Raw genomic sequence first — 16,348 nt, 5'->3', positions numbered from 1 at the left:
TTATAGCGCGGCCGTGGTTATGTCAACGCAATCCGCCCAGTGCCCTTAGTCCGACTTCGGAATTCCCCGTAAAGACACAAGGAAGGCGCACCGAGAGGGTTTAGGGAGTGAGGACCTTCACTCTTCTTTCTTTGCAGCCAACGGCAATGGGCGTTTAGCGGCGTGCCGCGGCTGTTGCTTCGTCCCGACGGCCGAGTCTGCCTGGCTGTTCAATATCGGACATGGTGATGAAAGGGAGGCGTCGACGGACAGGCCCGGAACTGGGCCTGCCCGTGCAGCGTCAAAGACTATGACATGGCTCGCAGGATTTTGTCCGGCATTGTGGTTTTCGTCGGCTACCTGCTGTCGCCGTTATCGTGGTGGAATGACGCGTTCATCAATCTGCCGCTCGCATACCTGTTCGCGAGCCTGGTCAGCCTCGCTTCGCACCGGCTGTTCGTCCCGGCGATGATACTCGGCTACTGGCTGACCAATGTCGCCGGGCTCTTGATGATGGCATCAGGCACTGCCGGTGTCGTCGCGGGCAGCTCGTCCCGCTTCGGCCGACGCCAGCTTATCCTGAGCCTGGCTGCCGCCACCGGTTACACCCTGCTCATCGTCCTGCTCTACGTCGTCGGAATCCTCAAGCCCATCGGTGCCGTCATCGGCCATCGCCGGTAGCGGCGCACTGCGCGACCACCACTGATTCAGGCCCCGGTAACATGCGAGTTCGTGTTTATCCGTGGCTAACAGCCGGTTATTGCATCCGGCTCGGAATATGTCTACAATTAGTTGTGACGCCTGTCCCTACCCCCCGCCGTCACCGTGAAAGGCAGTCGAACCGGTACGCGGCACCAGAACCCGACCGCGTCCATTCGGCCGGCCACCTGCTGCGTCAGGCGCGGTCGGCCTTCTATCGCGAGGATGAGGACGAGGCACTGGACCTGCTGCTCGAAGCCATGCACATCGCACCGAGCAATCTGCACGCCCATTACCTCGCTGCGCTCTGCGCCGACCTGCTCTCCGAGGAAGACACGCTCGACGACGTGTGCGCGCACGCGCTCGAGACCGACGCGCGACATCCTTACACGATTGCCTGCGAGGCGGTCCGCTATCTCTACCTCTCGAACTTCTCCCGCGCCGAGGACCTGTTTAACCAGGCGCTCCGGCGACTGCCCGATGAGCTCGACATCCAGATCGGGCTCGGCATCCTGCACGAATACTCGGGCGATGAGGAGAAGGGTATGGCCGCATTCCGGCGGGCGCTGGAGCTCGACCCGAACAACGTCCGCGCCCGGGTTTCGCTGGGCGTCGCCTATGCCATGAGCGGTGAGTACCAGAGCGCCCTCGCGGAGTACTCGCGGGCCAAGGCGATTGACCCGAGCATCGAGAATCCCCACGAACGGCTGGGCCGAGACTATTACCTTGACGGGATGATTGAGGAAGCGACGAGCGAGTTCGGCCGCGCGATGGCCGAGGAGCCGGACGAGCCCGCCGCCTACTTCTACCAGATGGACTGCCTCAACCGGCTCGGCCGGCTCGATGATGCCCTTGACCGCTATCAGACCATCCGGCAACGGTTCGGCGACCAGCCGGAGCTGACCAGCGGTTTCTATGAGTATTTCCACATGCGGCAGGAGGCCCGCGCCGCGCTCGAGATGCTGGTCGGCCGCAACCCGAATGACCCGGACCTGCGAGTGCGGCTCTCCAACCTGCACCGCGAGTCCGGCCAGCTCGACCAGGCAATCGCCGCGGCCGAGGCCGCGAATAAGCTGGACCCCGAGAGCCATGAGACGATCGGGCTGCTGGGATCGCTCTACTTCGAACACGGCGACTACCACGAGGCGATTGATTCGTGTCACCGGGCGACCCAGCTTGACCCCTACGACCAGGCAGCCTATGTAACGCTGGCCGACTCGCTCCTGTTCCTGGGCCGTGACGAAGAGTCGCAGGCCGCGGTCGAGGAGATGGAGCGCAACCGCCAGGAAGCTTGGCGCCGTTACCAGGACCGTTTCTCAGGCCAGGACCGCGCCGACGCTGGTTTCTGACAAGACTTCAGTCAAGTCAGAGCGAGGCAGAAACCCCTTTACATCGAGTCCGTTCCCGGTATAATCCCTTAGTGACTGGTAAGGCGGGAGACGGCCAGTCAAGCGGTAAAGAGCATCTCAACCTCCGCTAACTCAGTAGGATGCAGACATTCTATCGAGGTAGTCAAATAATCCGCCGCTTGAGTTCCACCCCAGCCGTCCCCGCCTTCTTTTTTCATCCGCGAGAAAACTGACTGGTACTAGCTCCGGCTGAGGCGTAGCGCCAGCCGGATTGCGGCGAGCATCGACCGCGGTGAGGCGGCGCCTCGGCCCGCGATGTCGAAGGCAACGCCGTGTAGGGGCGACGTGCGGATGCGGCCCAGCCCAAGCGTGAGGTTAACGCCCTCGTCTCGGCCGAGCAGCTTGGCGGGAATCATCGCCTGGTCGTGGTACATGGCAACATATCCATCAAATGGCAATGACGAATGGCCGGACTGCAGCAGGCCGGCCAACGACGCATCGGCGGGAATGGGGCCGAATGCGTTGATGCCCATCTCGCGGGCTCTCGCGACGCCGGCGGCGATGCGTCCTTCCTCCCCGAGGCTGAACTCATAAGCGTGCGGGTTGAACGCCATCACGCAGATGCGGGGCCGCTTCACACCGGTGGCGCACAGGAACTCGCCTAGCAACCCTGCCTTCTCAGTGACCGCGGCAGCGGTAATGTGCCGGCTGGCGCGGGCCAGCGGCTCGTGGATGGTGACGAACACGACCTTGAACTTCGGGGTCCATGCGAGCATCGTGTAGCGTCTGCTCCCCAGCCGCTCGGCCAGGAACTCGGTCTGGCCCGGCCACCTGAAACCGGTAATACGCAGGGCTTCCTTTGAAACCGGCGCGGTTACGAGCGCGGACAGGCGGTTCTCTCTGAGTTCCCTGACTCCGACTTCGAGACAAGCAAGGGCCGCAGCGCCGCAGTTCCGCTGAGCTCGCCCCATCTTGAAAACCCCGACCCGCCCGGCAACGTCCTCGACGCAGGAGAGGTCGACGTCAGTCCTGAGTCGTTTCTGTTCCTTCTCAAACACTTCGCGTGACCCGAACAGACGACAGCGGAGGCGCGGCATATGAGACAGCGACTTGAGTACAATCTCCGGCCCGATTCCGGCCGGATCGCCCATGGAGATGCCCAGCGGAAGGGGTCGAGGATTCGAGGATTCAAGGATTCGAGTGCCCGAAGTGGAATCCTTGACCCCTTGACCCCTCGAATCCTTCTTCATCAGTAGTGGCTCAGCGTCCCGCTCCTGCGGGTAGAGCGGTCAATGGCTGCGAAGATCACCAGCCCGCAAACGACCCATATCACGCAAAGCACGGCCACGCGCAGGAACGCCGTGCCGACCGAGAATCCCATCTGTTCGCCCATCAGGAAGTGGCGCGCGGTCATGATGCCGTAGGTGGTCGGGACCGCGAGCGCAGCCTTCTGCATGAAGACGGGGAGGACCGCAAGCGGGTAGGCAATGGGCGTGATAACCATCAGCAGGCTGCCAAGCGCCTCGGAGATGAGCCAGCCCTGTTTGAAGATGAGCGTCGTCGAGGCCATTATCATCCCGATACCGTAGAGCGCGATGAGCATCAGTCCGATCATCCCAAAGGCGGGCAGCAAGCCGAGCGGGTTGACCTTGAGGCTGAAGACCGCCAGGATGAACAGCAGTTGCACGGCAATCATCAGGAACTGGTGCAGTATCGAGTGCATCGACATCCCCATGGTGAAAACCCAGCGCGGCACCGGCGCGGCAAAGACCGCCTCCAGCGTGCCGTACATCTGCTCCTTGCGCAGGCTGAAACCCATCGCCCACAGCGCCATGTTCATGAAACCGATGAAGACATAGCCGATGGTAATGAAGCTGACGATATCGGTGGTGCCGACAAGTTTCTGCAGGTTTGCAGAAGAGCGCCCACCGACCAGCGCGATGCCGTAGAACACGTAGGGCAGAAGATAGACGACCGGGTCAATCAGTCCGCGGAGGAAGTCGATCGGGTAGGTCAGCTCAAGCTTCCACTCTTTGATGTTCTCGACCCACACCGCGTTCGCGTAGTGCCGCAGCAGACGAAGGGGTCCAGGATTCGAGGATTCGAGGATTCCAGTGACCGGACCAGAATCCTCGACCCCTTGGCCCCTTGAATCCTCTCCCATCAGTGCATTCCGACCGTTCCGTCCCGGCGGGTCTTGCGTTCGAGCGCGACGAATGTGAAGTAGCCGCCGAGGAGCAGGACCGCGTCCATCGCCACCAGGATTCCTGAGATCTTCCAGAGTCCAACCGCGCGCTGGTTCAGCAGGATGATGCCGCGGATGGCGACGAGCGCCCAGGTCAGCGGGATCAACACGCTGACGAATGATGTAATCGGGTTCACCTGCACGGGGTAGCGGATGGGTGAGAACAGGAAGAAGACCCATTCGAGCGTATGTACCCAACCGTGGACTTCCTTGATAAGCAGCGTGAACCCGGCGAAGGCGATGGCGAAGCCGTAGAACCCGACCATCAGCAGGACGACGAGCAACAGCACTGGCAGAACCTTGGCAAGCGTAAAGGAGATGCCGAACGGCAGCAGGCTGATAATCGTGGCCTGCAGGAAAACGATGCACGTTGTAACCGAGGCCTCGGCCAGCGTCTTGCCGATGAGGACAACCAGCGGGTGTGTGGGCGAGGCAATGATGTACTCCATCGTTCCCCAGTAGGTTTCTTCGCGCAGGCTGTTGCCCACGCCCCAGAGCCCGGAGAAGACGAAGTTCGACACCATCGCGCCGATGAGGATGAAAGCCATGTAGTTGCCCGAACCGGTCAGGTGCTGGAACGCGGCGCTCGAATTCGAGCCGACCATTGCCTTGCCCTGGAACAGGAACGGAAAGACCCATAGCACCGGGAAGATTGCCCAGTACACGACGATGATCGGGTAGGAGAAGTAGATGCGCAGCGTCTTGGCCATTTCGGCCCGGATGACGTACGCCGTGGCCGCGAAGCTCATTCGGGTTCGGGCTTGTGCTCGGCCGTGTCAGCGCCGAGCGACGTCCCGGTGACATACAGGAACACGTCCTCGAGTGTCGGTTGCTTGATGTCGATGCCCAGTATCCGGCCACCCCTGCGCAGGTGCTCGATCGCCTCGGACAACACCGCCTCGGCGCGCGGAGCAACGACCTTGAGCGTGGTCACGCCCTCCTTGAACTCGGACGCGATACGCTCGACTCCGGGCAGGGCCTGGATCGGCGACGTGTCGGGCTGCCCCTGGATGCGGATTTCCAGCACCTCGGTGTGCGGGATGTCCCGCTTGTACTGCTCCGGCGTCTTCACGTCCACTATCTTGCCCTTGTTGATGAAAGCAATCCGCTGGCATAACTCGTCCGCCTCATCCATGTAATGTGTGGTGAGCAGGATGGTCTTGCCCTGCTTGCGGTTCAGCTCGTCCTTGATGAATCCACGGATGAACCGGGCGAACTGCGGGTCGAGCCCGAGCGAAGGCTCGTCGAGCAGGATGAGGTCCGGGTTGTGGAGTATCGCCCGGGCCAGGCTCACCTTCTGCTTCATTCCCGAAGAGTAGCGCTCGAGCCGGTCGCGCTCGACTTCTTTCAGGCCGAGGAGCTCGATCAGGTAGTCGATCCGCTTGTCGCGGGCCTTGCCGGTCAGTCCGTAGAGCGCGGCGAAGAAGTTGAGGTTGTCGCGGGCCGAGAGTTTCCAGTAAAGGGTCCGCTCACCCGAAGTCAGCAGGCCGATGCGCTGGCGGCAGTAGAGCGAATCCTTGAAGGCGTCGTGGCCAAGCACCTTGACGGTTCCGGCATCGGGAATCAAGAGGGTCGCGATGCAGCGCACGAGCGTGGTCTTGCCCGCGCCGTTCGGACCGAGCAGCCCGAAGAGTTCTCCTCTGCGCAGAGTCAGAGTCGCACCGTCCACTGCCCGTGTTATCTTCTTCTTCAGTCCGCGCCCGCGGCGGAAATTCTTTACGACCGACTGCACCTCGAGCGCCGGCGTTCGTTCTTCGTTCATCGTCCCTCGTTTATCGCTTTATCGGCTACCCGCTCCATCGCCTCGGCTGCACCGTCCCAGGTCCACTGCTTCGCCCACGCGATTCCCTGCTGACCGAGACGGGCACGCAGCGCGTCATCGGACAACAGCTTCTCCAGTTTCTCGGCCAGCGACGGCACGTCGCCGTACTCGTACATCAGGCCGTTCACGCCATCCTTGGATGAATCGCGCAGGCCTGGAGAGTTCGCGGCGACAACCGGCGTCCCACAGGCATTTGCCTCCATCACAATCAGCCCCCAGCCCTCCTTGACCGAGTTTTCGACGAGCACCGCAGCCCGACGATACCAGCTCACCTTCTCCGCTTCCGGCACGAAGCCGGTGAACCGCACTTGTTCGCCCAATCCGAGCTTCGCGGCGAGCGCTTCTAGCCTTGGCTTGTCGTCTCCGTCGCCGACGATGACAGTCGTGAAGCTGACGCCACGCTCCTTCAGCTTCTTCGCGGCAAGCAGCAGGTGGTCCGTTGCCTTGTAGCGCTTGAGCCGTCCGACGTGCAGCACCAACCGTTCGCGGGGCACCGAGTTATCAGGTCGGAACCGTAGGAAGTCGGTACCCGGAGGGATTACCGCTATGCGGCCCGGATCGATGCCGACCCTCACGGTGTCTTTCTTTGAACTTTCGGAGAGGACTGCGAACCGGCACTGCCTGTAGGCGAGGGGAATCATGGTCTCCGACGCCCACACGTAGGCTGCCATGGGCGGCAGGGTTTCGCGAAAGATGCTGCCGCGGAAAAGGTGCATCAGGATGGCCAGGACCGGCCGCCGTGTGTGCCACGGTGAGTAGAAGGGAATCTTGTTAAGGTCATCGATGACGACGTCGGCGTTCAGGGACTCGGCCAGCCGTCCAACCATCCGCCCGGCCGTGAAGTTGAACGTGAACTTGCCCCCGGCGCGGATTACACGAATGCCCTCGTTCACCTCCTCCGCAGACGACCCGGCGAACCGCTCGCTGAGCAGGGTAACGTCGTGGCCGCGTCTGACCAGGCGTGAGAAGATCTCCTGGAAATAGACCTCGGCACCACCCGCCAGAGGATTCCGGGAATCGCGCCAGTTCACGACGAGTATTCTCATGGGACGCTCATATTATTGGGAGATTCGAGGCTGGTCAAGGATTCGGGACGCCGGTCACACATTCCAGCAGCGGGCCGATGTTCACAAGATACCACCGCTTGGGGTGTGAAGGGCCACCGCGCGGCGAGACAGGAATGGCGTTGAACAGGAGTCTTTCGGCAAAGGACACGCGGCGCATCGTGGGCTACGATGCGCCGCGTTCTTAGTCGGTCCCCGTCGAGAGTGTTGACTGGTGAGGAGGGGACGTATGAGCGCTTCCTGCCCTTGGAGAGAACCTCAGCTTGGCTCGGTCTGACTCTCTGGGCCCACCGCTATCCCAGTATGCAGACATCCTATGTGCACTTGGCATGCCAAGCCGCACCCATGCGAGTCAATGACTTAAATCAATTCTTTTCAATGCATTATCTTGATGGACGATCACAGCTGTCAACACAACTATTGCCCTGTGCGTGATTTTGCTGCAGCAAAATACGACAGCGATTCATGCCCCGAGATCGTGCTCGGCCATCTTGCGACGCAGCGTGTCCCGGTGGATACCAAGCAGCTCGGCGGCGCGGGTCTGGTTGTTCTGAGTTCTTTGAAGGGCCTCCCTTATGGCCTGACCCTCGATCTCATGCAGTGCGAGCGTGCCGACGGCGGCTTGGAGTGGACCGGCGTCTGATGTCGAGGGCCGGTCGGTGCCCGAGGTAGCGCTGCTGTCTCGGGGTCGCGGGACGGATCCGGAGGGACGCGGGGTTTGCGTGCTGAGGAGCCTGACCATGCCGAGGGCCGGCATCACGTGGCCGAAACCTATCTCGGCGCTACCGTCGTACTGTGCGCGTTCGTATGCACGCTCAATGATGTTCCGTAGCGTACGGACGTTGCCGTCGAGCAAATCATTACTGCCGTCGACGTGCTGCTGAACGACCTGGCGGATGAACTTCACGGCGGTGCGTTCGATCCCCAGCTGTCGCTTGTGCCGAGGATTGGCGTTCATGATCTGAATGACATAGTGGGCGATGTCTTCGATATCCGCCTCGACGCAGTCGGCCGGCTCATTCTCCCAGCGCTCACGGATTGATGGCACAGGAATGCAGTGCTGAACCAGCCGGCCATAGAAGTCCGGTCTGAACCGGACCTGCAGCTCCGGCACGCTGCGGTTGGTAGCGGCGACGATGCGCATGTCGATCCTGAGCTCGCGCGAGCTGCCGACGCGCTTGATGCGGTGATACTCCATCGCCCGGAGGAGTTTGACCTGCGTTTCTTGCCCGATATCGCCGATTTCGTCAAGAAAAACCGTCGAGCCCTGTGCCGTCTCCAGGATTCCCGACCGCTCTCCCACCGCGCCGGTAAATGCGCCCCGCTGGTGCCCGAAAAGTTCATCCTCGACCAGGTTTGAGCTGAGGGCCGCCATGTTGACGGTGAGCGGATACTCGCGGCCGGGGTCACCTTCGACGTGGCGGTAGCTGCAGCGGTGCAGGGCATTGGCTACGAGCTCCTTGCCGACGCCCGACGCCCCCAGCAGCAGCACGGTGGCGTCGGACGGGCCGATACGCTCTATCTCGTAGACAAGGAAAGCCATCTTGCGCGCCCGGCCAACTACCATGTGATGCTCGGTGGTCCAGTGGTTGCGTTGTTCGTCAGTAAGCGGCCGTATGGCGAGCGTGTCGATTGAGGCGGCTAGCTTCGGGTAGTACTGGTCTCCAACCGCGCTCTCCGGCACGAACGAACAGAGGCCGTACCCGGGCCGGATGATGAACTCCGAGAACTCGCTGGTCGACTCAATGCCGGTCCGGCTGGAGACGAAGATGACCGGCGCAATGCGGTCGATGTTGTTCTGGCGGATGTAGCCATAGATCAGAAAACCCTGCAAGGCTTTGATGTCCGGTGTGCGCTGCAGGGGCTTGAGGATGTCTGGGTAGTCCACCAGCTTACGCTCATCTGTAGTGTGACTGAAGTCAACGTCCTGGACGATCAGCGCGACAAAACGCGCCCGGTTTCGGTTGTACCACTGGCGGACTTCGGCGAAGCAGTCGAGATGGACATAGTCGAACTCACGCGCCAACCGTCCGCCATCGTACTGTCCGGTACCCTTGACCAGACTATCATAACTAGACGGAAGGTCGTCAACTACCAGTATGACCGGTTTAGCCATGGACCTGTTGTCTAGTCACGCAGTTAAGTGTATGAGGCTGTCGTTCACAAGTCAAGGGGCTGAGGGCAATCCCCCTGCTTCTTCAGGCACCTCGCAACAGTCTGCGTTGTTGACCCACAACTTCCCGTGTGGGCCATCACGGGTTCGATTCGGCGGAGTGCCCCGGAAGTCAACAGCGCAAACTCGACCGGCTACCGGTGGTGCGCACTCCAGGGCGTGGCGATTTGAAACTCAGCAACGGCAGCGTGAAGTAAGCAGTTTCCCTCGTGCCACGTCCGATCGGCCCTGTGGTGTCTCACCACGTGCACTCCAGCCGCAGCCGGCTGGTTTCCGTTGCCAGCCCAACGGGAGAGACTTGCCTTGACTTTGGTAACGGCGTGGCTTGAATTATCGTTGTGCGAAGCATGAGCCGAGGTGTGCTCGTACTGCTTGCGGTAGGTTCCGTCGCCGCGGCCGGCTTCTGGGGCTCCGAAGTCCTGATTGACAGCGGTTCCGTCACGGCCTTCGACGCGACCGCTGATACCTCCGGCGGTATCTGGGCCGCGATCGCCTACCAGGACAGCGCTGTTGGTTTATACTATTCAGGAGACTTCGGCTCAACCTGGCACGGCCGTTGGGCGATGCACGCCGACGCATCGGTGCGGCAGCTGCAGCTCGTCTCCGGCCAGGGCGACTCGTCGTTCTTCTACCTGTTCATGCTTCAATCCGGTAACGGCGGCGACCTGTGGCTGGCGCGGATTCCTTACGACTCGAGCCAGCCCGGCCTCATGCCCGTCGCGGTGGGCCCGGACACGATCGACGACTTCTCCGTCGCCATCGACCGCGACGCCCACTACTACCTCTACTGCCTTTACGTGAACGAACACCGCGCCGGCCGGACCGGAGCGTTTACCCGCTCGCTTGACTATGGCCTGTCCTGGGAGCCTGGAACCGACTGGTGGAACGCCTGGGACCCGTGCATCTCCTACACGACCGGCTCGACGATTCACTGCGCCTGGCGCTACGCGCTGAATGGCGGCGAAATACACTATTCCTTCAACCGCCACTACGGGATGCCGGGTTACTGGTCAACCTACCGAGTCGTGAGCGACAGCCTTGCCGGGCAGTGCTTCGACCCGACCGTCATGCAGGCCGACTCCACGCCGGAATCGAAGGCTGCGGTCTGGGTCTTCTACACCGTTGGACGCCGCGACACATCGGTGCGCGACCTCGAGTACTCGTCAAGCACGGACGGAGGATCAAACTGGACCCTCGGTCTGCCGTTCGGTAACTCGACCACCGAAGAACAGCAGCCCCGCCTCGCCGCCGACCGCTCCAAACCAAACGACTACGTCAGCCTCTGCTATGCAGCGGGCAGCCGTCAAAGCGCGAACGAGGTCGCGGCCTACTGGACCTGCGCCAACTCCTCTGCCCCCGATGGCTGGCTGAGCCCGGTCAAGGTCAGCCGGTTCCCGCTCGCCGGGCTTGCGCCGAGGCTCGTATATGTGCCGCATGCACCGATGCGGCTGCCGGGCGTGTTCTACAGCCAGCAGACGGAATCCGGGCCGTGGGGCGTCCGTTTCGCGGCGCCCTGGCTCGCTTCGTCCCGACTCCCGGCGCCGGTTTCCCAATCCCCCGGCCCTGCCTCCTGGCCAAACCCGTCAAGTGGGCCGGTCAACTTCAGCGCGGCCGTGACCGAACCGGGCCACTATACGCTTGCCGTGTATGACGCCGCCGGTCGCCTGGTAACCAGCCTGTTCGATGGACGGCTCGAGCCCGGCCCGCAGTACTGGGTCTGGAACCGGACATTCCCGTCCGGCCGGCGGATGCCCGCCGGCACGTTCTTTGTACGGTTCAAGGGACCGCGCTCGTGCTTCACCCGCCGCCTGACCCTGCTCTAGCGCGCGGGTTGACTTCTGCCCTTTTATCCTCCATCATGTAGTCATGAAACAAGCATCTCGTCTGCTCAGTCTGCTGGTTCTGGTTGCGGCCTTCGCGGTTCTGGCCGGAAGTGCCTGCAAGAAAATACCGGAACGGGCCTGGACGCCCGGTGCGTTCCAGCCCGTGAATACGAATATCCAGACGTTCACGTGGCCGACCGGTGTCACCGTTGACACTCTCAACGGGTATGAAGAAGACCCGGACGCACAGGAATCGAATACGCCCCTGTACCTGGTCGTCAGCAACAGTGGTAGTGACGTCAGCGTCACCTTGCCGGCCGGACTCGTGTTCGCCCCGGCGGACCCCACGACCTTCGAATACATGATGCTGGTCAAGCCTTTCACGTTCACCGCCACCGGTGGTGGAACGTCGACCGCGATTCTGCCGACGTACGGGTGCAACGAAGACAGCGCCGACGTCCCCAGTGCTGACTGCTTCTACACCGTTGCCGGCAAGGAGTATGACAAGGAAACTCAGGTGCTGCTTGATGTGATGGCCGGCAAGACCATCACGGGCGACGACAACAAGGAATTGGTCCAGCTGGGTCTGACCGAAATCACCGAAGGTCCCGGGCTGGCCGACTCCACCAAGACGGCGCTGCAGAACCTGCAGTAATGGACCCCGCCGCGCTAGCGGCGGTAATGCCGCCGCTCTCCCGGCGAGGGATGGCGGCACTCGGCTGGGACTGGTGCGACGTCATCGTAGTCAGCGGTGACGCGTACGTTGACCACCCATCGTTCGGCTGCGCCGTAGTCGCGCGAGTCCTGCTCGACGCCGGATTCCGGGTCGGCGTGATCGCCCAGCCACGCTGGTCGGAACCCGAAGATTTCACTGCCCTCGGCCGGCCGCGACTCTTCTTCGGAGTCACGGCCGGCAACGTTGATTCGCTGGTTGCCAACTACAGCCCGAACCTCCAGCTCCGGCGAACCGACGACTTCTCACCCGGAGGCAAACCGGGCCTGCGGCCCAACCGCGCGACGACGGTCTACTGCAACCGGCTGCGGGAGGTCTACAAAGACGTCCCACTGGTCATCGGCGGCATCGAGGCCAGCCTGCGCCGGCTGGCCCACTACGACTACTGGGATGACTCGGTCCGTCGCTCGCTGCTGCTGGACACGCGTGCGGACATCCTGCTCTACGGCATGGCGGAAAGGAGCCTAGTGGAGGTCGCTCAGCGCCTTGCTGCCGAACCGCCCGCCCCTCGTCCTTCGCCCCTCGCCCCCTCGCTGCTCGACGGCATCCGTGGCAGTTGCGTCAACCGGAAGGAGCCGCCGGCCGACGCCGTCGCGTTACCCTCCTACGAAGCGGTTGCCGCGGACAAGGACAAGTTCAACGAGGCCTTCCGTCTCTGGCATCGCGCTGCCGATGACCCCGCCGGTCGCACGCTCGCGCAGCCGCATGGCGACCGCTGGGTCGTACACTACCCGCCGCCCGCGCCACTGTCCCAGGCCGAACTCGACCACGTGTATGACTTGCCTTACACGCGCATGCCTCATCCCGACTACACGGAGAAGATACCCGCACTGGAAACGGTCCGGTTCTCGATAACCTCACACCGCGGCTGTCTCGGCTCCTGCACCTTCTGCTCGCTCTCCGCGCACCAGGGCCGCATCATCCAGTGGCGGAGCCGGCAATCCATTCTGAGGGAGGCGGCGCGGATTACGCGGCTCGAAGGCTTCAAGGGGCACATCACCGACATCGGCGGTCCGACCGCCAACATGTACGCGGCTACCTGCGCGAAGATGTCGTCGGGCCGTGTCTGCCCGGACCGCGAGTGTACGTGGCCCCAGCGTTGCCCGCGCCTGCGTCTCGCGCCGAAAGAGGAACTGGCGGTGCTCGAAGCCGTCCGCACTCTACCCGGCGTGAAGAAGGCATCGGTCGGCACCGGGTTCCGGTTCGACCTCATCGACGACCAACCGGGTCTGGGCTATCTCGAACAGCTCTGCCGCCGCTACGTGTCGGGCCAGCTCCGGGTCGCGCCCGAGCATGTCTCACCGCGCGTGCTTGCCGCCATGCACAAGCCATCCCACGCCTCCTACCTGGCCTTCCGCCGCCGCTTTGCCGAGACGAACCGGCGCCTCGGCAAGAAGCAGTACCTGATTCCTTATCTCATCTCCGGCCACCCGGGCTCGACGGTTGACGACGCGATCGAGCTTGCCGAGTACCTCGTGCGCACCGAGCGGCTTTTCATCCGCCAGGTCCAGCAGTTCACGCCGCTGCCGATGACCGCGGCCGCTGCCGCCTGGCACACCGGCAAAGACCCGTTCACCGACCAGCCGCTGTACGTTCCCCGCGACCCGAAAGAGATGAAGCTCCAGCGTGCGCTGCTCCAGCTCCACGAACCCGGGAACTACATCTACGCGCAACGCGCGCTCCAGAAGCTCGGCCGACACGACCTTCTCCGACGACTTCAGGCCCTGAAGCCACTGCTGCGTCCGGGAAGCCCGGGCCGCGTCTCCGCTTGACAATCCGCCCTGTATGTCCTATAAGTCCTATATGTCCGGTTCGTCCCATTCCTCCCGTCGAAAGGACGCTATGAAGAACCTTGTTTTCCGCAGCGCGATTGCGCTGGCTCTGCTGTTTCTTGCCTGTGACCAACTGCTGACGAACGAGTTCCAGCCGTCCGGCACCCAGTTCAACATCAATTCGAATATCAACGTCATCTCGATTACCGGCAGCCCGGACCTGAGCCCATACGGGCCGTTCACGATGGGCATGACCATCGCGTCGCGGTCTTCGGGCACCGCGACCGATGTGCTGCCGGCCGGGCTCCTGCTCAAGCGCCGGGTCAACAACACCCAGCATATGCTGCTGCTGAAACCGCAGTCGGTCGCCGCCGACACTGCCGGGAGCACCGTGCTGCTCGGCGTCTTCTGCTGTAACAAGAACCGGCCGTCGCCCGACGCCGGCGACACCTTCGACATCGGCCCGGTGACCGACAACTCCGACCTGCTGCAAATCGTCGGCCTGGTCCAGCACAAAGACATCTCAAGCGGAAGCAACATGTGGATTGTCCAGCGGGCGGTGTACATGGTCACCGACTCGACCGGCCTGACTCAGGCTTACATCGACTCGCTCAACGCACTGCCTGCGGAGACGACGGACTGACCACGGCCGGGCCATAAAGCGACAGGGGCGCGGAATCGCGCCCCTGCACTGTCTAGAACCTCTGCTCGCTATCTCGCCACTACGACCTTGGCGACCTTGCTCGACTTGCCATCTGTCAGACGGATGAAGTACGCACCGGCTTCAACTCCGGCCAGACTCCAATTCGCCCGTCCCGAGCCGGTGAGCCGGTTGGCTATCACCGACAGCAGCCTGCCGTTCACGTCGTAGACGGCAAGCCGCGCGTAAGCTCCGGGCGGAATCGCATAGCTGACCGTCGCCGTTCGTTGGGCCGGGCTTCGGACTTCGAGCTTCGCGCTACGGACCGGCTCGCCCGGTGCCGGTTCGGTCACGCCCGCGTGGTAGGGCTCGAACAGCAGGTTGTCGAGGTACCAACCCTCTCCGTTCACGCCGCCGTCGGACAGGAATCTGAACCCGACCCTGACGGTCTGGCCCGACCAGGCAGCGAGCGGGATCTGCACGTGTTGCCAGTTCGTACTCGTTCCGGTGTAGCTCGCCAGCGGGACCCAGAACTGCGAGCCGTTGTTGATTTCCGGCATGCAGAAATCGTAGTCCTGCTCGACGTCATACCAGTGGTCGAACGAAAGCCGGGCCGAATCGCCCGACACGAAGTACGGAGTCACCAGCCGCGCGTCGTTCTCGATGGTGTACTGCCACGAACCCTCCGCACCGCAGTACCAGCTCGACGACGGCGACTGGCTCCGATGTGTGGTTTGATGCCAGTTGTCACTTGTTCCCGAGTGGGTCCAGCCGTTCGTTCCACGCTCCATGTCGTCCGAGAACCCGCGGTTGGTCGTGACCAGCAGCGGGAAACTCACGCTGCCCGCGTAGCCGTTCGCACCGGAGACCGCGAGATTCATCGTCACCAGGCTGTTGTCCGCATGCGAGCTGTCGACATGGATGATGAACGGCGTCAGCGAATAGCCGTCCTTTCCGAGCGTAATCGAGCCGAACAGCGCGTTCGGCGCGGTCACGTTGATATCCGGGTCGGTTGTCGAGAGCACCGCGCTCACCGAGTCCGCCAGTCCCGTGCCACGGTTCACGAGCCCGACCGTGAGGTTGACGTTCGCTCCCGGCTCGGCGTACGCGGCCTGATACCCGCGATAGTCCAGCGCCGGCACCTGGTAGACGCCGATGCTCGCGCCCTGGTACATCGCCTTGGTCGAATTGTCCTGCACGAAGACGACGAGGTTGCAGTTCCGCGCCACCCACGCCGCGTCGATGGTGAAATTCCTGGCCTTCGTTATCGAGTCGTTGGCCGGGATTGTCACCGCCTCGCCGTTGGCATCGGGAAGCATGTTGCGCTCTACGTGGTACAGGCTGTCGAGCCCGTACCAGACGTAGTGGATGTGGCTCTCGCAGAGCGCGACCTGCAACTGCCCGGTCACCGCTGTGCCGGTCGTGTTCTTCAGCTTTATCCCGAGGTTCCCCTGCCGCGAAGCAGAATCGTAAGTGCAGGTCAGGTCGATTTCGAGCGGACTGGGTACGCTCTTGCGCGTATCGAAGTACGCCCGGTACACCGGGTACATCGTGCCGTTGGTAATGCCGCCGACGACCTCGGAGTCGCCGTCCAGGTGAACGTACGGCGTGCCGCTTTCGCCATAGTAGGAGTACCGGGCCGCCGCCGCCGTATTCGCATACGCATCACCGGAGTGATAGGCGATGCACACTACCGAATCGAACGCCGCTGACGCGAGTTCGCAGACCCCACGGGCCGCGCCTGGACAGTACGGTCAGCCCCCGGCCCGGGTCAGCTCCTCGACCACCATCACGCGCTGGGTGCCGAGCACCATCGCCGGGACCAGCAGCGCAAGCAAACACAGACTCTTCACTCTGCCTCCTCTGTTTCGGTAAGACCAACGTCGCTGATGGCGCGCCGGCTGCGCCGGAGAATTCGGCGTCGGCGCCTCAGCCATGGATAATTGTAGATGGCCGTTTCCGGTCGTCAACCCGAGGCAGCACAACCAGGATTGACCACAGATGAACACGGATAAACACAGATGCTCCGGCTTCGCCATCCCAATTCTG

General features: G+C 62.6%; 13 protein-coding genes. 6 read left to right on the top strand and 7 right to left on the bottom strand.

The features are described 5' to 3' along the window. Positions 1-294: 294 nt before the first annotated feature. The gene (locus VMH22_12215; GenBank protein HTW92458.1) at positions 295-660 is read left to right on the top strand and encodes a hypothetical protein; all 366 of its coding nucleotides are present in this window, start codon (positions 295-297) and stop codon (positions 658-660) included. Between the two features lie 113 nt (positions 661-773). Continuing rightward, entirely contained in the window at positions 774-2,027 is a 1,254-nt protein-coding gene (locus tag VMH22_12210) for a tetratricopeptide repeat protein (protein ID HTW92457.1), read from the top strand. Between the two features lie 239 nt (positions 2,028-2,266). On the opposite strand, the gene VMH22_12205 is transcribed toward VMH22_12210, so the two are convergent. From VMH22_12205 to VMH22_12180, 6 genes are all read right to left on the bottom strand, one after another. Continuing rightward, positions 2,267-3,178, bottom strand: a complete 912-nt coding sequence (locus VMH22_12205) for a 4-hydroxythreonine-4-phosphate dehydrogenase PdxA (GenBank protein HTW92456.1) — start codon at positions 3,176-3,178, stop codon at positions 2,267-2,269. A gap of 98 nt (positions 3,179-3,276) precedes the next feature. Beyond that, entirely contained in the window at positions 3,277-4,191 is a 915-nt protein-coding gene (locus VMH22_12200; protein HTW92455.1) for an ABC transporter permease, read from the bottom strand. Further along, complete coding sequence (locus tag VMH22_12195) at positions 4,191-5,021, bottom strand: ABC transporter permease (GenBank protein HTW92454.1); 831 nt, start codon at positions 5,019-5,021, stop codon at positions 4,191-4,193. The genes VMH22_12200 and VMH22_12195 overlap by 1 nt, the downstream gene beginning before the upstream one ends. Continuing rightward, on the bottom strand, positions 5,018-6,034 hold the full coding sequence (locus VMH22_12190) for an ABC transporter ATP-binding protein (GenBank protein ID HTW92453.1): 1,017 nt from the start codon (positions 6,032-6,034) through the stop codon (positions 5,018-5,020). The genes VMH22_12195 and VMH22_12190 overlap by 4 nt, the downstream gene beginning before the upstream one ends. Further along, complete coding sequence (locus VMH22_12185; GenBank protein ID HTW92452.1) at positions 6,031-7,140, bottom strand: glycosyltransferase family 4 protein; 1,110 nt, start codon at positions 7,138-7,140, stop codon at positions 6,031-6,033. Before VMH22_12185 ends, VMH22_12190 begins: the two co-directional genes overlap by 4 nt. Positions 7,141-7,621: 481 nt before the next feature. Further along, the gene (locus VMH22_12180; GenBank protein HTW92451.1) at positions 7,622-9,274 is read right to left on the bottom strand and encodes a sigma 54-interacting transcriptional regulator; all 1,653 of its coding nucleotides are present in this window, start codon (positions 9,272-9,274) and stop codon (positions 7,622-7,624) included. A gap of 395 nt (positions 9,275-9,669) precedes the next feature. On the opposite strand from VMH22_12180, the gene VMH22_12175 reads away from it, so the two are divergent. The 4 genes from VMH22_12175 to VMH22_12160 all read left to right on the top strand — a co-directional run bounded on the left by VMH22_12175 (position 9,670) and on the right by VMH22_12160 (position 14,302). Then, on the top strand, positions 9,670-11,154 hold the full coding sequence (locus tag VMH22_12175) for a hypothetical protein (protein ID HTW92450.1): 1,485 nt from the start codon (positions 9,670-9,672) through the stop codon (positions 11,152-11,154). Positions 11,155-11,197: 43 nt separating this feature from the next. Beyond that, positions 11,198-11,809 carry a hypothetical protein gene (locus tag VMH22_12170; GenBank protein ID HTW92449.1) on the top strand — a complete coding sequence of 204 codons (612 nt, stop codon included), beginning with the start codon at positions 11,198-11,200 and terminating at the stop codon, positions 11,807-11,809. Then, positions 11,809-13,659 carry a YgiQ family radical SAM protein gene (locus tag VMH22_12165; GenBank protein HTW92448.1) on the top strand — a complete coding sequence of 617 codons (1,851 nt, stop codon included), beginning with the start codon at positions 11,809-11,811 and terminating at the stop codon, positions 13,657-13,659. The genes VMH22_12170 and VMH22_12165 overlap by 1 nt, the downstream gene beginning before the upstream one ends. 70 nt (positions 13,660-13,729) lie before the next feature. Then, positions 13,730-14,302 carry a hypothetical protein gene (locus VMH22_12160; protein HTW92447.1) on the top strand — a complete coding sequence of 191 codons (573 nt, stop codon included), beginning with the start codon at positions 13,730-13,732 and terminating at the stop codon, positions 14,300-14,302. 68 nt (positions 14,303-14,370) lie between these two features. On the opposite strand, the gene VMH22_12155 is transcribed toward VMH22_12160, so the two are convergent. Further along, a complete protein-coding gene (locus tag VMH22_12155; protein ID HTW92446.1) occupies positions 14,371-15,990 on the bottom strand; it encodes an Omp28-related outer membrane protein in 1,620 nt (539 codons plus the stop codon). Positions 15,991-16,348: the final 358 nt, after the last annotated feature.

It is taken from the genome of bacterium (genome assembly GCA_035505375.1).
Taxonomy (GTDB): domain Bacteria; phylum Hydrothermota; class Tepidihabitantia; order Tepidihabitantales; family Tepidihabitantaceae; genus UBA2258.
This window is presented reverse-complemented; position numbering and strand designations above follow the sequence as displayed.